This is a genomic window from Streptomyces sp. NPDC031210 (assembly GCF_055570395.1).
In genome coordinates, this window is sequence record NZ_JBVIHH010000010.1 from 247270 (window position 1) to 266454 (window position 19185).

General features: G+C 72.7%; 13 protein-coding genes. 9 read left to right on the forward strand and 4 right to left on the reverse strand.

Annotation, left to right across the window (positions count from 1 at the left end; genetic code table 11):
* Positions 1-25: 25 nt before the first annotated feature.
* Both ACZ45Z_RS20350 and ACZ45Z_RS20355 read right to left on the reverse strand, forming a co-directional pair.
* Positions 26-226, reverse strand: coding sequence for a hypothetical protein (locus ACZ45Z_RS20350; protein ID WP_468364039.1), 201 nt, complete (start codon positions 224-226; stop codon positions 26-28).
* Between the two features lie 246 nt (positions 227-472).
* A complete protein-coding gene (locus tag ACZ45Z_RS20355) occupies positions 473-2947 on the reverse strand; it encodes a DEAD/DEAH box helicase (RefSeq protein WP_468364041.1) in 2475 nt (824 codons plus the stop codon).
* Between the two features lie 79 nt (positions 2948-3026).
* Here ACZ45Z_RS20355 and bldG point away from each other — a divergent pair, with 79 nt between their 5' ends.
* The 7 genes from bldG (at position 3027) to ACZ45Z_RS20390 (ending at position 10496) form a co-directional block, all read left to right on the forward strand.
* Positions 3027-3368, forward strand: a complete 342-nt coding sequence (gene bldG, locus ACZ45Z_RS20360) for an anti-sigma factor antagonist BldG (RefSeq protein ID WP_018089983.1) — start codon at positions 3027-3029, stop codon at positions 3366-3368.
* 109 nt (positions 3369-3477) lie between these two features.
* Entirely contained in the window at positions 3478-3918 is a 441-nt protein-coding gene (locus tag ACZ45Z_RS20365; RefSeq protein ID WP_468364044.1) for an ATP-binding protein, read from the forward strand.
* A 730-nt stretch (positions 3919-4648) separates the two neighbouring features.
* Positions 4649-7054: a sodium-translocating pyrophosphatase gene (locus ACZ45Z_RS20370; RefSeq protein ID WP_468364046.1), complete on the forward strand. Its 2406-nt coding sequence runs from the start codon at positions 4649-4651 to the stop codon at positions 7052-7054.
* 205 nt (positions 7055-7259) lie between these two features.
* Positions 7260-7844, forward strand: a complete 585-nt coding sequence (locus ACZ45Z_RS20375; protein WP_468364049.1) for a small secreted protein — start codon at positions 7260-7262, stop codon at positions 7842-7844.
* 109 nt (positions 7845-7953) lie between these two features.
* Positions 7954-9531 carry a DUF7059 domain-containing protein gene (locus ACZ45Z_RS20380; protein ID WP_468364052.1) on the forward strand — a complete coding sequence of 526 codons (1578 nt, stop codon included), beginning with the start codon at positions 7954-7956 and terminating at the stop codon, positions 9529-9531.
* Positions 9532-9654: 123 nt separating this feature from the next.
* Positions 9655-9852 (forward strand): hypothetical protein, encoded by a 198-nt coding sequence (locus tag ACZ45Z_RS20385; protein WP_468364055.1) that lies wholly within the window; start codon positions 9655-9657, stop codon positions 9850-9852.
* 239 nt (positions 9853-10091) lie between these two features.
* Complete coding sequence (locus ACZ45Z_RS20390) at positions 10092-10496, forward strand: hypothetical protein (RefSeq protein ID WP_468364058.1); 405 nt, start codon at positions 10092-10094, stop codon at positions 10494-10496.
* A gap of 27 nt (positions 10497-10523) precedes the next feature.
* On the opposite strand, the gene ACZ45Z_RS20395 is transcribed toward ACZ45Z_RS20390, so the two are convergent.
* Positions 10524-11003 (reverse strand): DUF2752 domain-containing protein, encoded by a 480-nt coding sequence (locus ACZ45Z_RS20395; RefSeq protein WP_468364060.1) that lies wholly within the window; start codon positions 11001-11003, stop codon positions 10524-10526.
* Positions 11000-11617 (reverse strand): hypothetical protein, encoded by a 618-nt coding sequence (locus tag ACZ45Z_RS20400; RefSeq protein ID WP_468364062.1) that lies wholly within the window; start codon positions 11615-11617, stop codon positions 11000-11002. The genes ACZ45Z_RS20395 and ACZ45Z_RS20400 overlap by 4 nt, the downstream gene beginning before the upstream one ends.
* Before the next feature lie 483 nt (positions 11618-12100).
* Between ACZ45Z_RS20400 and topA the strand changes: the two genes are divergently transcribed.
* Both topA and tmk read left to right on the forward strand, forming a co-directional pair.
* Positions 12101-14977, forward strand: coding sequence for a type I DNA topoisomerase (gene topA, locus ACZ45Z_RS20405; RefSeq protein WP_468364065.1), 2877 nt, complete (start codon positions 12101-12103; stop codon positions 14975-14977).
* Between the two features lie 149 nt (positions 14978-15126).
* Complete coding sequence (gene tmk / locus ACZ45Z_RS20410) at positions 15127-18621, forward strand: dTMP kinase (protein WP_468364068.1); 3495 nt, start codon at positions 15127-15129, stop codon at positions 18619-18621.
* Positions 18622-19185: the final 564 nt, after the last annotated feature.

Below are 19185 nucleotides of genomic sequence, written 5' to 3' on the forward strand. Positions count from 1 at the left end.
CTCTGGTGGGTGGGAGGAGAGGCGCTCAGTTCATGCCGTTGGGGCCGAAGAGCCCTCCGTTGTCCCAGCTTCCGTTGTTCAAGTCGGGCATCTGGGGGTTCGAGTCGGCGGTCTGGACGATGGTGCCGTGAGGTCCGTCGCCGGGGTCGGCGGCAGCCGTTCCCGCGGTGGCCAGGATGGCGACGGCGGCCAGGGCGACGGCGGTCAAGTGAGTACGTACTCGCATGGCGCTCTCCTATCAGTAGGTGTAAAATGACCCGTTTCCATCGCATTTGGGGTCCATGCCGTCGGTGGGAACATGCACACGAATGAGTGACAGGGGCTGCCGCCAGGCGACACAGCGCGCCACGGCAGCACAGGCCACGCAGGTTCGCCGGGTAAGTCGGCCCGCACCCGGCCCCCGGCGGCGACCTCCGCTCACGCCGCCGCCCGACGGGCCTCCGCGGCCCGCCGCCCGCCCCGCCCGAGCCCGTCAGCCCGCTTCCCCCGAAGCCGCCTCGTCCCCCGCCTCCCCCGGCACCCCCCGCAGCAGCTCCCCCAGCAAGCGGATGGCGCCCCGTTTGTGGAGGGGGTCGTTGCCGTTGCCACATTTGGGGGACTGGATGCAGGAGGGGCAGCCGGCGTCGCACTCGCAGGCGGCGATGGCGTGGCGGGTGGCGGTAATCCAGTCGGCGGCCGTGTGGAAGGCGCGTTCGGCGAAGCCGGCGCCGCCGGGGTGGCCGTCGTAGACGAACACGGTCGGGAGGAGGGTGTCGGGATGGAGGGGGACGGAGACGCCGCCGATGTCCCAGCGGTCGCAGGTGGCGAAGAGCGGCAGCATGCCGATGGAGGCGTGTTCGGCGGCGTGCAGGGCCCCGCCGAGCTGCTCGGGATTGACGCGGGCGGCGTCGAGTTGGTCCTCGGTGACGGTCCACCACACGGCGCGGGTGCGCAGCGTACGGGGCGGCAGGTCCAGCTTGGTCTCGCCCAGGACCTCGCCGGTGATCAGCTTGCGGCGGAGGAAGGAGACGACCTGGTTGGTCACCTCGACGGACCCGAAGCACAGCCGCGCCTGGCCCCACGGGATCTCGGTGTCGGTTTCGAGGATGGAGATGGCCGTGGTGTCGCGGGCGGTCGTCGAATAGGGCGGGTTGGCCTCCTGGACGAGGGCGACGTCGTCCTCCAGGTCGAGGCGGTCGACGACGTACGTGCGGCCCTGGTGGAGGTGGACCGCGCCCTCGTGGACGGTGGTGTGCGCGGCGCCGGCGTCCACCGTGCCCAGCAGCCGCCCGGTGCCGGCCTCCACGATCTGCACCGGCGAGCCGCCCTGGCCGCGGATATCGGTGAGGTCGACGGCCCGCTCGCGGCGCGTCCAGTGCCAGGCCCTGGCGCGCCGGCGCAGCAGGCCGGCGCCCTCCAGTTGCGGCAGCAGCTCCGCCGTCTCCGGTCCGAAGAGCGGGAAGTCGGCCTCGGTCAGCGGCACTTCCGACGCGGCGGCGCACAGGTGCGGCGCGAGGACGTAGGGGTTGTCGGGGTCGAGGACGGTGGATTCGACGGGCTGGTCGAAGAGCGCCTCGGGGTGGTGGACGAGGAAGGTGTCCAGGGGATCGTCGCGGGCCACCAGGATGGCGAGGGCGCCCTGTCCGGAGCGGCCCGCCCGGCCGGCCTGCTGCCACAGGGAGGCGCGGGTGCCGGGGTAGCCGGCGATGACCACGGCGTCGAGGCCGGAGACGTCCACGCCCAGTTCCAGGGCCGTGGTGGCGGCCAGGCCGAGGAGGTCGCCGTTGTGCAGGGCTCGTTCGAGGGCGCGGCGCTCCTCGGGCAGATAGCCGCCCCGGTAGGCGGCGATGCGGGCGGGGAGCGCGCGGTCCACCTCCGCGAGCCGCTCCTGCGCGATCAGCGCGATCAGTTCGGCGCCGCGCCGGGAACGGACGAAGGCGACGGTGCGTACGCCCTGGACGGCGAGATCGGTGAGGAGGTCGGCGGTCTCGGCGGTGGCGGTACGGCGGACCGGCGCGCCCTGTTCGCCGTGCAGGTCGGTCAGCGGCGGCTCCCACAGCGCGAAGACCAACTCGCCGCGTGGCGAGGTGTCCTCCGTGATCTCCACCACGGGCAGCCCGGTCAGCCGGGTGGCCGCCCGGGCGGGCTCGGCGGCGGTGGCGGAGGCCAGCAGGAACACCGGTTCGGAGCCGTAGCGGGCGCAGATGCGGCGCAGTCGGCGGATGACCTGGGCGACGTGCGAGCCGAAAACGCCCCGGTAGGAGTGGCATTCGTCGATGACCACGTAGCGCAGGGCGCGCAGGAAGGAGGCCCAGCGGGGGTGGGCGGGCAGGATGCCGCGGTGCAGCATGTCGGGGTTGGTCAGGACGTAGTTGGCGTACTGGCGGACCCATTCGCGCTCCTCGACGGGGGTGTCACCGTCGTAGACCGCGGGCCGGATGGCGGTGCCCAGGGGGGCGGCCAGTTCGCGTACGGCGCGCCGCTGGTCGGCGGCCAGCGCCTTGGTGGGGGCCAGGTACAGCGCCGTCGCGCCCCGCCCGTTCGGCGCCTCGGAGCCGTCCAGGAGGGTGGACAGGACCGGCGCGAGGTAGGCCAGGGACTTGCCCGAGGCGGTGCCGGTGGCGACGACGACCGACTCGCCGCGCAGCGCGTGTTCGGATGTACGTGCCTGGTGGGCCCAGGGGCGCTCGATTCCGGACGAATGGATGGCGGCGATCACTTCCGGCCGGATCTGTTCGGGCCAGTCGGCATGGCTGCCGATGCGCGGGGGCAAGTGCTCCGTATGAGTGATGCGTGCAGCGCGGGTCGCTCCCCGGGCGAGACTGTCGAGAATCATGCCTGGGGTGGGTCGCGCGCCCGCGTCCGGCGGAAGTCGATTGGAGGCCATCGGCACCGAGTGTGTCACCGGAGTGACGGACAATGCTGACAAGGCGTCGTGCGCGCCTGCTGGTAAGTGATTGAATGCCATCGCGGCTGCCGATCCGCCCCCACCATGGTGGGGAAGCCCCAGGGGGGCGACCGCTCGATAGCAAGGTGCTGGAGGATCCGTGGACCTGTCCCTGTCGACCCGGACCGTTGGCGACCGTACGGTCGTCGAGGTCGGTGGCGAGATTGATGTATACACCGCGCCCAAGCTGCGGGAGCAGCTGGTCGAGCTTGTGAACGACGGAAGCTACCACCTCGTGGTGGACATGGAGCGTGTCGATTTCCTGGATTCCACGGGGCTCGGCGTGCTGGTCGGTGGGCTCAAGCGGGTGCGTGCCCACGAGGGCTCGCTGCGCCTGGTCTGCAACCAGGAGCGCATTCTGAAGATCTTCCGTATCACCGGACTGACCAAGGTGTTCCCGATTCACACCTCGGTGGAGGAAGCCGTCTCGGCGACTGACTGACGGCTTCACGGTGCCCCGCGTCCCAGGCGCGGGGGAGGAAGTAGTGGGGGGTTCCGGACCTGGCGGTCCGGCCCCCTGCGTTGCACGCCCGCATATCGAGGGGGATGGCATGGCCACCGTCGAACTTCGTTTCAGTGCCCTTCCCGAGCACGTCCGGACCGCGCGTCTGGTCGCGGCTGCCGTGGCACGGCGCGCGGGGGTGGACGAGGCCGTGCTCGACGAGGTGCGTCTGGCCGTCGGTGAGGCGTGCAGTCGCGCCGTCGGGCTGCACGCCAGCAACGACATCGACGACCCCGTGCGGGTGCTGCTGATCGAGGACGAGAAGAAGTTCTCGATCGAGGTCGGCGACGGCGTCCGCACCGCCGCGGCCGGTGCGCCGGGCGCGGCTGGCGCCGGGCCCCAGGGCGCCGAGAGCGACGCCGAAGGCGAGGACGAGATGGGCCTCGCGGTCATCAGCGGACTGGTCGACGACGTCGAGGTCTCGACCGGCGAGGGCGGCGGCGTGATCCGCATGACCTGGTCGACGGCGCCGGCTCAGGTCCTGCCGTAGCGGGGGCTGGGGGCGTCCCTTGGCCGCCCCGCTGCCGCCTCTCGCGGGGTAGCGGGCTCCGGTCGGTCGCGGCGCGCGAGGAGCGTACGTAGGAGCCGCCGAGAGCCCGACGAGGCGACGCCCCGATGCGGCGGGCCCCGACGAGGCGACGCCCTGACGCGGCGGGACTCCCGACACGGCGAGGCCCCCGACACGGCGAGGCCCCCGACATGGCGAGGACGCGGCCACAGAGCCGCCCCGAGCCACAGAGCCGCCCCGGCCACGGACCCGCCGCACCCCCACCCTCACCCTTCCGGCCCCGCCCCGCCGTCACCCTTCCCACCCCACCCCGCCGATCTCCCATACCGATCAGGACTCAATCTGACGCGCCATCACCGGCCGTCGGGTGCCGACGCGTCCTCGCCCGCCACCCGTTCGGCGGTAGCCAGGACGATCAATTCTCTTCCTCGTCGCGCCGGACGCGGGGGATGCCGGGCGCGGTGGCACGTCTTTGAGCAGCGGCGATCAGTAGGACATCGAGATCATCGGGCCGTGGTCAGCGAATTCGTCGCTTTCCTTCGTGCGGGCGAATTCTGTGGCCGCCATCCTTTTGATCTTCGAGGCTGCGGGCGAATTCCCTTTGACGCGTACTGTTTTGATCTAGTGCGGCTCCCTACAATCCGTCCACATCTTGCTCAGGACGCCTGAGCGTGCTTCCGCGCGCCCATGTGCCAAACGTCAAGGAGGACGAATGGCGGGGCCTTATACCCCTCAGTTGTTGGACACCCCCTCTCTGCTGGCCGGACCGTCACTGACGTCGGGCAACCGCACCCTTGTGCTGGTGATCGCCGTCGTCGCGCTCGCGGCGCTGGCCGTCGCGGCGGTGCTGGTGCGCCAAGTGCTCTCGTTCGGCGAGGGAACCGACAGTATGAAGAAGATCGCGGCCGCCGTGCAGGAAGGCGCGAATGCCTACCTGGCCCGGCAGTTGCGGACCCTTGGCGTATTCGCCGTCGTGGTGTTCTTCCTGCTCATGCTGCTGCCCGCGGACGATTGGACGCAGCGCGCAGGACGCAGTGTCTTTTTCTTGATCGGCGCCGGATTCTCCGCGGCCACCGGCTATATCGGCATGTGGCTCGCCGTGCGCAGCAATGTGCGCGTGGCGGCCGCCGCCCGTGAAGCGACGCCGGCCGAGGGCGATACCCGGGAAAGGGATCTGACGGCCGTCTCGCACACGGCGATGAAGATCGCTTTCCGTACGGGTGGCGTCGTCGGCATGTTCACCGTGGGGCTCGGCCTGCTCGGCGCGTCCTGCGTGGTGCTCGTCTACGCCGTCGACGCGCCCAAGGTGCTGGAAGGTTTCGGCCTGGGCGCCGCGCTGATCGCGATGTTCATGAGGGTCGGCGGCGGCATCTTCACCAAGGCCGCGGACGTCGGCGCCGACCTCGTCGGCAAGGTCGAGCAGGGCATCCCCGAGGACGACCCGCGCAACGCCGCCACCATCGCCGACAACGTGGGCGACAACGTCGGCGACTGCGCCGGCATGGCCGCCGACCTCTTCGAGTCCTACGCCGTCACGCTGGTCGCCGCGCTCATCCTGGGCACCGCGGCCTTCGGCGACGCCGGGCTCGCCTTCCCGCTGCTGGTGCCGGCCATCGGCGTGCTCACCGCGATGATCGGCATCTTCGTCGTCGCGCCCCGGCGCTCCGACCGCAGCGGCATGACCGCCATCAACCGCGGCTTCTTCATCTCCGCGGCCATCTCGCTCGTCCTGGTGGCCGTCGCGGTCTACACCTACCTGCCGTCCACCTACCGGGACCTGGCCGGCGTCACCGACGGCGAAATCCTGAGCCACAGCGGCGATCCGCGGATCCTGGCGCTGGTGGCGGTCGCCATCGGCATCGTGCTCGCCGCGCTGATCCAGCAGCTCACCGGCTACTTCACCGAGACCACCCGGCGGCCCGTACAGGACATCGGCAAGACCTCGCTGACCGGCCCGGCCACCGTCATCCTCTCCGGCATCTCGATCGGCCTGGAGTCGGCGGTCTACTCGGCGGTGCTGATCGGCCTGGCCGTCTACGGGGCGTTCCTGCTGGGCGGCACCTCCATCATGCTGGCGCTGTTCGCGGTGGCGCTGGCCGGCACCGGCCTGCTGACCACCGTCGGCGTGATCGTGGCGATGGACACCTTCGGCCCGGTCTCCGACAACGCGCAGGGCATCGCCGAGATGTCCGGCGACGTGACCGGCGACGGCGCCCAGGTCCTCACCGACCTCGACGCGGTCGGCAACACCACCAAGGCCATCACCAAGGGCATCGCCATCGCGACGGCGGTGCTGGCGGCGGCCGCGCTCTTCGGCTCCTACCGGGACGCGATCGCCACGGCCGTCCGGGACGTGGGCAAGGCCGCGACCGGGTTGGGGCTGAGCCTGGACATCTCCCAGCCCAACAACCTGGTCGGACTGGTGCTGGGCGCCTCGGTCGTCTTCCTGTTCTCGGGCCTGGCGATCAACGCGGTCTCGCGGTCGGCCGGCGCGGTGGTCTTCGAGGTGCGGCGGCAGTTCCGCGAGCACCCCGGGATCATGGACTACACCGAGCAGCCGGAGTACGGCCGGGTCGTCGACATCTGCACCAAGGACGCGCTGCGCGAGCTGGCGACCCCCGGGCTGCTGGCGGTGCTCACACCCATCGCGGTCGGCTTCGCGCTCGGCGTCGGCGCGCTCGGCTCGTTCCTCGCGGGCGCGATCGGCACCGGCACGCTGATGGCGGTCTTCCTCGCCAACTCCGGTGGCGCCTGGGACAACGCCAAGAAGCTGGTCGAGGACGGCCATCACGGCGGCAAGGGCAGCGAGGCGCACGCCGCGACGGTCATCGGCGACACGGTCGGCGACCCGTTCAAGGACACCGCGGGACCGGCCATCAACCCGCTGCTGAAGGTCATGAACCTGGTGGCCCTGCTGATCGCGCCGGCCGTGGTGAAGTTCAGCTACGGCGACGACCAGAGCAGCGGCGTACGGATCGTCGTCGCGGGGCTCGCGATCGCCGTCATCGTCGGCGCGGTCTACGTCTCCAAGCGGCGGGGAATCGCCATGGGTGACGAAGGCAACTCCGAAGCCGCCGACAAGAGTGCCAAGTCGGCCGAGACGGTGGTCGCCTCCTAGCCGGAGGAAGGCGGAAAACCGCTCAACGGGCGGGTGGACGGCGCACCTTACGGGCGCCGGCCACCCGCTCTCTTCGTGCCCGGGTGGCCCTGCGCTCCTTGGTGCAAATGGCTGCAATGAGGGGCGGCCGGGATGCCCGACCCCTCGGCCGGGCTCTTTTGGCGTGTATGTTCCGGGGCCGAGAGCCATGGAAGGGACCAATCCGGTGAACAAGAAGCTTGTGGCTGCACTGTCCGGCGGTGCGGCACTCCTGCTCGCGCTGACCGGTTGCAGCGACGACAGCGGCAAGAAGCTCGACGACTGGGCGAAGAAGTTCTGCGACCCCGCGCAGGCCCAGTTCAAGCAGATCCAGGACGCCAACGCCGCCATGCAGACGGCGGACGACGGCAACACGGACTCCAAGAAGGTCCAGCAGACCGACTCGGCGGCCTTCCAGAAGATTTCCGTCGCCTACTCCTCGCTGGCCAAGTCCCTGGACAAGGCGGGCCCCCCGCCCAGCGAAGGCGGCGACCAGGCCCAGAAGAACGCGGTCAAGGAACTCAACTCCCTCTCCAAGGGGTACGCGGACCTCAAGAAGCAGGTCGACGGCCTCGACACCAACGACAAGCTGAAGTTCGCGGACGGCCTGCGCAGCCTGTCCGACGGCATCAACAGGCTCAACAAGCAGAGCGAGGCCGCCTTCAAGAAGCTGGAGTCCGGCGACGTCGGCAAGGCCATGGCCAACCAGAAGGGCTGCCAGAGCCAGACCGCGTCCGGCTCCCCGTCCCCCCAGCCGTCGAAGAAGGCGTAGCGGGGACACCGGTCGGTACGACGGTCGGCCACGCGGCCCGGCGACGCGCCCGAGAGGGCCCGGCGCCGGGCCGTCGCCGATTGTCGGTGGTTGGGCTGACAATGGGGGAGTGAGTACGCACCTCCCCACCGCAGATGCCCAGGACCCCGAGAGCGCCGCCCGCACCGACCGGCTGCGCGAGGCGCTGCTGGCCGCCGCCTTCACCGCCGACGGGCTCCTCGACCTGCTCGGCGCGCCGGCCTATGCCGCGCTGGCGCGCAGCGAGACCGTTCCCGCGCTGCGGGCGACGCGCGGCGACGGCCCGCTGGAGACCCTGGTGCGGCTGTTCCTGCTGCAGCGCCCCGTTCCGCTGCGGCGGGCGCGGGCCGCGCTGCCGGTGGCGGACTGCCTCGCCGACGGCTGGTTGACGCAGGACGGCGAGGAGGTGCGCGCCAGTGTCGACGTCCGCCCGTACGGCGGCCCGGAGGGCCAGGACTGGTGGATCGTCTCCGACCTGGGCTGCGCGGTCGGCGGCGCGGGCGGCATCCGGGGCATCGAGGGGGCGGACCGCTCGGAGCTGGTGCTCGGCGTGGGCGGCGCGTCCACGACCCTCGCCGGGCTCACCGTGCGCCGGCCCGTCGCGAGCGCGCTCGACCTCGGTACGGGCTCGGGCATCCAGGCGCTGCACGCCGCCCAGCACGCCACCCGCGTCACCGCCACCGATCTCAACCCGCGGGCGCTGCGGATCGCGGCCCTGACGCTGGCGCTCTCCGGGGCCGGGCCGGCGGACCTGCGGGAGGGCTCGCTGTTCGAGCCGGTCGACGCGGGGGAGCACGGCCCGCGGACGTTCGACCTGATCGTCTCCAACCCGCCGTTCGTGATCTCCCCCCTGGTCACCGGCCGGGCGAACGCCGGCGCCCGGCTCACCTACCGCGACGGCGGCATGGCCGGCGACGACCTGTGCCGCACCCTCGTCCAGCAGTCCGCGGCGCATCTGACCGACGGCGGCTACTGCCAGATGCTGGCCAACTGGCAGCACGTGGAGGGCGAGGAGTGGTCGGACCGGCTGCGCTCCTGGGTCCCGCGCGGCTGCGACGCCTGGATCGTGCAGCGCGAGGTGCAGGACCCCACGCAGTACGCCGAGCTGTGGTTGCGCGACAGCGGGGACCACCGTGCCGGGGAAGACACCTACGCCGCGCGGTATGACGCCTGGCTCGACGAATTCGAGGCCCGCAAGACGAAAGCCATCGGCTTCGGGTGGATCACCCTGCGCAAGTCCGGCTCCGACGCGCCCTCCATCACCCTTGAGGAATGGCCGCATCCGGTCGAACAGCCGCTGGGGGACAGCGTCGTGCGCCACTTCGAGCGCCAGGACTACCTGCGGGCGACGGATGACGCGGCGCTGCTCGCCGGCCGTTTCCGGCTCGCGGACGAGGTGGTGCAGGAGCAGGTCGGGCTTCCCGGGGCGGAGGACCCCGAGCATGTGGTGCTGCGTCAGAACCGCGGGATGCGGCGCGCGACGAAGGTGGACACGGTCGGCGCGGGCTTCGCGGGGGTGTGCGACGGATCGCTGCCGGCCGGGCGCATCCTGGACGCCATCGCCCAACTCGTCGGCGAGGACCCGGTCCTGTTGCGTGACCGTACGCCGGAGTCCATCCGGATGCTGATCGAGCAGGGGTTCCTGGAGCCGGTGGTCGCGGCGGGCTGAGCGGCCGGTGGCCTGGAGGCGAGCGGCGTGTCGCGATCCGTGCCGGCGGGGGGCGCCCGAACAAGCGGACGGCGTTCATCCGCCGTTCGCCCGGGCGCCGCCCGCAGGTGCCACGCTGCCCGCATGGAGAATGGACCCGAGGCTTTCGCCGGCGCGGCCTTCGCACTCTTCGGCGCCGGACTGCTGATGTGGACGGGCGTCAGCGTACGCACCGGCGCGCCCGTCGCGGAGGGCGTCAGCCGGCCCCTGGGCACGACCGTGGCGGTGCTGTTCGCGGTGGCGTTCCTGGCCGCCGGGTGGGGTCTGCTGGCGTCTCTTTAGCGGGTCCGGCGACTCAGGGGTCCGGCGACTCAGGGGTCGGGCGACTCAGGGGTCCGCCGACGTTCCCTCGGCGACCGTCTCGGCGTCTGCCGCACCCGTCCCGGCTGCCGTACTCCCTTTCGTTTCCGGCCAGTTCGCCGCCGAGTGGCCTGAGTGCGCGGGTCGGCAGGAACCTTCGTCCGATTCCGTCCGTGTTCCTGGGTGAAGGTCGTCAACAGCCCAGCAGTGAGGAATCCGGCATGAACCGTGCACTTCGCCACACCACCGTCGGCGTGGTCGCTCTCGCCCTGTTCGCCGGCGGCTCGGCCGCCGCGTTCGCCGCGCCGGCGCACGTCCACTCGCCCACCCCGGTGGTGGCCACGGCACCGGCGGCGGCCGGGCTCACCGCCAAGGCCAGTGCGAGCACGGTCAACGCCTGGCAGGAGTTCCGGATATCCGGCGCGGCCAAGGGCCTCGCCGCGGGCACCAAGGTCACCGTGCAGCAGAAGCAGGGCGCCAAGTGGGTCTCGCTGCCCGCCCAGGCGCCGGTCAACTCCACCGGTACGTACTCGGTGCGCGTCAAGCTCGGTCTCAAGGGCGTCAACCAGCTCCGGATCGCCGCCGGCGGCACACTCTCCCCGGTGGTCGCGGTCACCGTCCGCTGACCCCGGCGGGCCCCGTCCGCGCCGGTGTCAGCCGACGAGGTTGCGGGCGACCATCCACGTCGCGGCGATTCCGGCCACGACGGCGCTGCCGCGGGTGGACAGCCGTAGCCGCGAGGGCCGCCCGCGCAGCCCCGCGGCGAGGCGGTGGACGACGAGATATCCGACGGCCGGCAGCCCCAGCGTCAGCAGCACGGCGTTGTCGTGGAAGGCCGCCAGGACCTCGCCGTGCATCAGGTCGTACGCCATCCGCGTTCCGCCGCACACCGGGCACAGCAGCCCGGTGGCCCAGGCGAACGGGCACGGCGGCAGCAACTGCCCGGGCTGGTGCGGATTGGTGTGCCAGAGATACACGGCGCCGAGCGTGCCGGCGCCGAGGGCCGCCGCCGCGCCGAGCAGGGTACGGCGGCGGACCTCGGCGGGCCCGGCCGGCTCGGTGGGCCGGGCGGGCTCGGTGGGCCGGGTGGGCTCGGCGGGCCGGCCGGGCCCGGTGGGCTCGGCGTGACTCACGCGCTCAGTGACCTGGCGTAGTTGACCTGGTTGAGCACGAACATGACCTGCTCACGGGACTGCACGGGGATCATCGTGGAGTGGTGCCGCCCCCCGCTGTTCACCGTGACCTGCACGAAGCCGGTCGTGGTCTTCTCCTTCATCAGCAGGAAGAGCAGGCCGAGCAGGCAGAAGAAAAAGAAGACGATGGCGAGTACGACGGCGTGCGGCGGAATCTTCTCCTCCGTCCGCGACATGTCCGTCGCCGTCCACACCGCGCCCCTGAGCGGCATCGGACCGGCGGGCGTCATGATCGTGTTACCGGTCACGGCGATGTCACCCAGCGAGAGGGCCATGCCGCCACCGCCCGGCGCGGGCTGCGGGGCACCGAACCCGCCGGGCGCGGACTGCGGCGGCGCGCCCGGCGCGAAGCCCGGCGCGGCCGGCTGGCCGGCGTCCTTGGGATAGCCGTATCCCGGCTGCGGCGCGGCCTGCGGGTAGCCGTATCCGGGCTCGCCCGGGACGCCGCCCTGCGGATAGCCGTAGCCGCCGTCGGCCGGCTGGCCGCCCTGCGGCGTGGCGTACGGATTGTGGCCCGGCTGCTCCGGCGGCGGTCCGGGGTATTGGTTCGCCATGGTGTTCCCCCCGAGAGTGCGTGATGACGGCAGTCCTCGGCTCCAGCGGTGAGCCGTGCCGCGTCCATCCTGCCAGTCGCCTTCGGGGCCGTATCAAGACAACGGCGACATCGGCGGCCGCCTTATGACAGGCGGAGGGGCGGTCCGGGGCCGCACCGGGGGGCCGGACCGGGTGGGCACCGTCACTGTGAGAGATCACCGACAGGGGCGGGGCGGCGGCCGGCGCGGGGCGGCGCGGGGTACGTCTCGGGACGCCGGACGCGCCGGAGAAGATCGTCCAGGGCCCGCGGGGAGTGCCCGGAGCGGTCCGGGCGGCATGAAGGTATGTAGTCGGGTTACCGTTCGAGTGGCGTTGCGGGGTTTTTCCGTTTGACACGGGGCCGGGAGGTACCGTCACACTCCGCAGCGTCAAGCGTCACCGCAGTACGCCCCGAGCGTCCGGCCCGGGAGCATCGAAAGCGTCGACCGGAGAGAAGAGCGAAGTTGTCCCCGACCAGCGAGACCGCAGAGGGCGGCGGCCGCCGACTCGTCATCGTCGAGTCGCCTGCCAAGGCGAAGACGATCAAGGGCTATCTCGGCCCGGGCTACGTGGTCGAGGCCAGCGTCGGGCACATCCGCGACCTTCCCAACGGCGCGGCAGAGGTCCCGGCGAAGTACAAGGGCGAGCCCTGGGCCCGTCTCGGTGTGAACGTCGACGCCGACTTCCAGCCCATCTACGTGGTCAACAGCGATAAGAAGGACCAGGTCAAGAAGCTCAAGCAGCTCCTGGCCGAGTCCGACGAACTCTTCCTCGCCACAGATGAGGACCGCGAGGGCGAGGCCATCGCCTGGCACCTCCAGGAGATCCTCAAGCCCAAGGTGCCCGTCCACCGGATGGTCTTCCACGAGATCACCAAGGACGCGATCCGCGAGGCCGTCGCCAACCCGCGCGAGCTGAACCAGAAGCTCGTCGACGCCCAGGAGACCCGCCGCATCCTCGACCGCCTCTACGGCTACGAGGTCTCGCCGGTCCTGTGGAAGAAGGTCATGCCCCGGCTGTCGGCCGGCCGTGTCCAGTCGGTGGCCACCCGTCTCGTCGTCGAGCGGGAGCGCGAGCGCATCGCCTTCCGCTCCGCCGAGTACTGGGACCTGACCGGCACCTTCTCCACCGGCCGCGAGGGCGACCGGACCGACCCCGCCACGCTCACGGCCCGGCTGACCACCGTCGACGGCCGCCGTGTCGCGCAGGGCCGGGACTTCGGCTCCGACGGCCGCCTCAAGAGCGAGGCCGTGCTCCACCTGGACGAGGGCGGCGCCCGCACGCTGTCCGCCGCCCTTGAGGACTCCGCGTTCGCGGTGCGGTCGGTCGAGTCCAAGCCCTACCGCCGCTCGCCGTACGCCCCGTTCCGTACGACCACCCTCCAGCAGGAGGCCAGCCGCAAGCTCGGCTTCGGCGCCAAGGCCACGATGCAGGTGGCGCAGAAGCTGTACGAGAACGGCTTCATCACCTACATGCGTACGGACTCCACCACCCTGTCCGACACCGCGGTCGCCGCGGCCCGGGCGCAGGTGACGCAGCTCTACGGCGCCGACTACCTGCCGGACAAGCCGCGCACGTACGCCGGCAAGGTCAAGAACGCCCAGGAGGCGCACGAGGCGATCCGCCCCTCCGGCGACCGCTTCCGCACCCCGGCCGAGACGGGCCTGAGCGGCGACCAGTTCCGCCTGTACGAGCTGATCTGGAAGCGGACCGTCGCCTCCCAGATGAAGGACGCGGTCGGTAACTCCGTCACCGTCAAGATCGGTGGCCGGGCGTCCGACGGCCGGGACGCCGAGTTCAGCGCGTCCGGCAAGACCATCACCTTCCACGGCTTCATGAAGGCCTACGTCGAAGGCGCCGACGACCCCAACGCCGAGCTGGACGACCGCGAGCGGCGGCTGCCGCAGGTCTCCGAGGGCGACGGGCTCGCGGCCCGCGAGATGACGGTCGACGGGCACGCCACCAAGCCGCCCGCCCGCTACACCGAGGCGACGCTCGTCAAGGAGCTGGAAGAGCGCGAGATCGGCCGCCCGTCGACGTACGCGTCGATCATCGGCACGATCCTCGACCGCGGCTACGTCTTCAAGAAGGGCACCGCGCTCGTCCCCTCGTTCCTGTCCTTCGCCGTGGTCAACCTGCTGGAGAAGCACTTCGGCCGGCTCGTCGACTACGACTTCACCGCCAAGATGGAGGACGACCTCGACCGCATCGCGCGGGGCGAGGCGCAGGCCGTGCCGTGGCTGCGCCGCTTCTACTTCGGCGAGGGCGCCGAGGGCGAGACCGGCGCGGCCGGTGCCGCCGACGCCGGCAACGGTGACGGCGACCACCTCGGCGGTCTCAAGGAGCTGGTCGAGGACCTGGGCGCGATCGACGCCCGGGAGATCTCCTCGTTCCCCGTCGGCGGCGGCGTGATGCTGCGGGTCGGCCGCTACGGCCCGTACGTCGAGCGCGGCGAGAAGGACTCCGAGGGGCACCAGCGCGCCGACGTGCCCGACGACCTGGCGCCCGACGAGCTGACGGTGGAGTACGCCGAGGAGCTGCTGGCCAAGCCCAGCGGCGACTTCGAGCTGGGCATGGACCCGGCGACCGGCCACCAGATCGTCGCCAAGGACGGCCGCTACGGCCCGTACGTCACCGAGATCCTGCCCGAGGGCACCCCGAAGACCGGCAAGAACGCGGTGAAGCCGCGCACCGCCTCGCTGTTCAAGTCGATGTCCCTGGACACGGTGACGCTGGAGGACGCGCTCAAGCTGATGTCGCTGCCGCGCGTCGTCGGCAAGGACGCCGAGGGCGTGGAGATCACCGCGCAGAACGGCCGCTACGGCCCGTACCTCAAGAAGGGCACCGACTCGCGCTCCCTGGAGAGCGAGGACCAGCTCTTCACGATCACGCTCGACGAGGCGCTGGCGATCTACGCCCAGCCCAAGCAGCGCGGTCGGGCCGCCGCCAAGCCGCCGCTGAAGGAGCTGGGCACCGACCCGGTCAGCGGCAAGCCGGTGGTGGTCAAGGACGGCCGCTTCGGCGCGTACGTGACCGACGGCGAGACCAACGCGACGCTGCGCCGGGACGACGACGTCGAGACGATCACTGCTGAGCGCGGGTACGAGCTGCTGGCGGACAAGCGGGCCAAGGGGCCGGCGAAGAAGACCGCCAAGAAGGCGCCGGCGAAGAAGGCCACCACGGCCAAGAAGGCCACCACGGCCAAGAAGACGACGGCCAAGAAGACCGCGGCGAAGAAGACCACCGCGGCCAAGAAGACGACGGCGAAGAAGACGACCGCCAAGAAGGCCACCGCGAAGACGGCGGCGGCCAAGAAGACGGCGGCTTCGGCCGAGGACTGAGGCGGCACGGCGCCGGCGGCCCGCGAAGCCGTCGGCGGCGGGCGCCGAGGACAGGACAAGGGCGGGCAAGGCGGACAGTGATCCGCCGCGCCCGCCCGTTTGTTCGGGCGGGCGCCCGTGGGCGCGCACCGTCCCGATAGGCTGGCGAAATGACGCGTGCCGAGCAGCCAACGGTCGTGACCCCCACTTCAGGCGCCCTTGCCGCGGACTCCCGCGAGCGCGCCGTGCGAGCCCTGTTGCGCTTCCCCCCACTGAAGCGACTGTGGAGCGCCCAATTCGTCGGGGGCATCGGCGATGCCCTGTCCATGCTTGTCCTGGTACTGCTCGCCCTTCAGGCGGCGCTGTACGTACCGGTGGGAGGCGAGGCCGTCTTCGGCGGTGGCTATCGCGGCGCCGCCCTCGCCGTCACCGTGGTCTTCGCGGCCAGGATGCTGGCCACCCTCCTCTTCGGAGCCGTCCTCCTGGGGCCGCTGTCCGCGCTGACCGCGCCCGCCGGACCGCTCGACCGACGCTGGACGATGATCGGCGCCGACGGGATCCGGCTGGCACTCCTGGTCATCGCCCCCCTGTGGATCGACTGGACGCCGGGCGACGCCCTCGCCTGGCTGCTGATCACGGTCTTCGTCGTCGGCGTCGCCGAACGTTTTTGGACGGTCGCCCGCGAGAGCGCCGCGCCCGGCCTGCTGCCCGCGCCGCCGCCCGAGGGCGCCGCCGTACGGCCGCTGCCGGACAACATGGACGCGCTGCGCCGGCTCTCGCTGCGCACCACCTTCGTGTCGCTGCCCCTGGCGGCCGCCGCCCTGGTGGTCGTCACCCTGATCGGCAGGCTGCTGGGCACCGGTGTCGACTGGTTCCACACCCACCAGGCCGCGCTCGGCTCCTACGTCGCCGCCGGCCTGTTCGCGGCCTCCGTGTCGATCCTCTACTTCATCGAACTCCCCGGTGTCCCCACCCCGCGTCCGCGCTCCCCTCTGGAGGGGCTGCGCCGGCCGAAGGCGGCCTCCGGGTCCGGCGTCGACAAGGGACGTACGGGCGCCGTCCCGCTGCTGGTGCTCGCCTGCGCCGCGGTGGCCGCCGCGATCGCCGCGGCCGTCGCCCTCGCCGCCCTGCACGCCTTCGACCTGACCGGCGGACCGGTCACGTTCGCGCTCCTGGTCCTCGCCCTGACCGGCGGCACGGTCGCCGGCATCCGCGGCGCCCACAAGGTGCTGCCCGCCCTCTCCCGGCGCCGGCTGCTCGCCCTGGCGGTCGCCGTCACGGGCCTGGCGCTGCTGGCCATGGGTCTGGTCCCGGACCAGACCACGGTGCTGCTGCTGGGGCTGCTGGCCGGCGTCAGCGCGGGCATCGCGGCCAACACCGGCCACATCCTGCTGGAGCAGGAGACGGAGGAGTTCCGTACGGCCCGGATCACCGGGCATCTCCAGGCCGTCGTCCGGCTCGCCGTCGCGCTGGCCGTCATCGTCGCGCCGCTGCTGGCCGCCGTCATCGGCCCGCACCGCGTCGGCAACGACACCTTCGACTTCGCGCACGGCGGCGCCGCGTTCACCCTGATGCTGGTCGGCGCGCTGCTGCTGCCGGTCGCCGCGTGGGTGCTCGGCAAGACCGACGACCGGCAGGGCGTACCGCTGCGCCGCGACCTGCGCGAGGCGCTGCGCGGCGGCGACCCGGACCAGGCGCCCGCCGCCACCGGCTTCTTCATCGCCCTGGAGGGCGGCGACGGCGCCGGTAAGTCCACCCAGGTCGAGGCGCTCGCGGAGTGGATCCGCAACAAGGGCCACGAGGTCGTGGTGACCCGCGAGCCGGGCGCCACCGCCATCGGCAAGCGGCTGCGCTCGATCATCCTGGACGTCTCCACCTCCGGGCTCTCCGACCGCGCCGAGGCCCTGATGTTCGCCGCGGACCGCGCCGAGCACGTCAGCAGCGTCATCCGGCCCGCGCTGGAGCGGGGCGCGGTCGTCATCAGCGACCGCTACATCGACTCCTCGGTCGCCTACCAGGGCGCCGGGCGCGACCTCTCGCCCACGGAGATCGCCCGCATCTCGCGCTGGGCCACCGACGGCCTCGTCCCGCACCTGACGGTGCTGCTGGACGTCTCGCCGGAGACCGCCCGCGAGCGCTTCACCGAGGCACCGGACCGGATGGAGTCCGAGCCCGCCGAATTCCACCAGCGGGTACGCGCGGGCTTCCTGACCCTGGCCGCCGCCGACCCGGCGCGCTATCTCGTCGTCGACGCCGGACAGGAACCGGAGGCCGTCACGACCGTCGTACGCCACCGGCTCGACCAGGTCCTGCCGCTGTCCGAGGCGGAGCTGAAGGCCCAGGAGGAGGCCCGCAAGGCCGCCGCGGAGGAGGCCCGCCGCAAGGCCGAGGAAGAGGCCGCGCGCAAGGCGGAGGAGGAGCGCCTGGAGCGCGAGCGCCAGGAGCAGCTCGCCCGGCTGCGCGCCGAGGAGGAGGAGCGCAAGCGCCGGGAGATCGAGGAGGCCAAGGCGCGGGAGGCCGCCCGTCAGGCCGAGGAGGCCCGCCGGCGCGCCGAGGAGGCCCGGCAGGCGGCGGAGGCGGAGCGGCAGCGCCGCGAGGCCGAGGAGCGGGCCCGCCAGGCCGAGCAGGAGCGGCTGCGCAAGCAGGCGGAGGAAGAGGCACGGCTGCGGCGCGAGGCGGAGGAACGCCGCCTGGAGAAGCAGCGCAAGGCCGAGGCGGCGCTGCTGCGCGCCGAACAGGCCCGGGTGGCGGCGGCGGAGGCGGCGGCCGCGGAGGAGGCCCGGGCGGCGGCCGAGGCGGCCGAGGCGGCGGACGCGCCTACGGCGGAGACTCCGGTGGCGGATCTGCGGAAGCGGGTGGCGGAGTCGGGGCCGGGGACGGAGTCGGAGTCGGGGCCGGAGGGTGCTTGGGGCGGTTCTCGGGGCGGTGCGGGGGAGACCTCCCGTGACGGCTCCGGGGAGGGCTCTTGGGGCGGTGCGGGGGCGGGCTCCCGTGACGCCGCCGGGGACAACTCCCGAGGCAGCTCCCGGGACAGCGAGCGGACGGCTTCGCTGCCGCGGCCGGAGGCGCACCAGGCGCCCGGCGCGGGCGAGGAGACGACGGTCCTTCCTCCGGTGCGCGATGCCGGTGCGGGGGACGAGACGACGGTCCTTCCGTCGGTGGGCGACGCCCGGCATACGGGCCCGGCGGCGGACGAGACGGCGGTGCTGCCGCCCGTACGTGACCGGGGTGAGGGCGGCGGCCACGGGTACGGCCAGGAGTCCGCGTATGGGGCTTCTGGGACCTCTGGGGCCCACGGTGCCGCCGGCGCCCCCACTCCCCGTCATCAGGACGCGGCGCGCGGCGGGGACCCGGCCGACCGGGTGCCGCCGTGGATGTTCCGTAAGCAGGAGCCCACGGACACGAACGAGGCGGCGGCTCGCCGCCCGGCTGAGTCCGGCGTCGAACGGACCCGCGAACTCCCGCAGATCGATCCGGCGACCGGCCGCCCCACGGAGCAGCGCGCACGCCCCCGCCCCGAGTGGGCGGAGGAGACGCCGCTGGACGATCTCCCCACGCTGGCCGACGAACTCCTCGGCCCGCGCGGCGACGAGGACCCGGACGCCGGCGCGCACGGCGACGACGGTCGCCACGGCCCGGAAAACGGCAGGCGGCGCGGCCGGTAGCCGATCGCCCGCAGGTGACACCGGCCGTGGGGGGGGGGGGGGGGGGGGGGGGGGGGGGGTTGGTGAGGGGGGGGGGGGGGGGGGGGGGGGGGGGGGGGGGGGGGGGGGGGGGGGGGGGGGGGGGGGGGGAGGGGGGGGGGGGGGGACGACTCCCCCCCCCCCAAACACCCCCCCCCCCCCCCCCCCCCCCCCCCCCCCCCCCCCCCCCCCCCCCCCCCCCCCCCCCCCCCCCCCCCCCCCCCCCACGGCCGTTTCCGGTGCCGGGGGGATGGTGCCGGGAGGGTGTGGCGGCGGAAGGTGTGGCGGCGGCCGTGGCGGTGGCCGTGGCCGGCTCCCGGGATTCGATTGTCAGTGGGTTGCACCACAATGGGTCCCACGCGGGTACTCCGGGGGTCCGGGCAGGTCGGACGCACGGCGGTGCGCCGCGGGCGTAGGGCGGGCGTGGCTGGGGGACTCGCGGGATGGCGTGCCTCACGGGCGGGCTCGTGTCTCACGGGAGGCGCATGTCCCACGGGACGTGGGTGACTCACGGGCTGCGTGGGAGGCACCGGCGTGGGTGGTTCG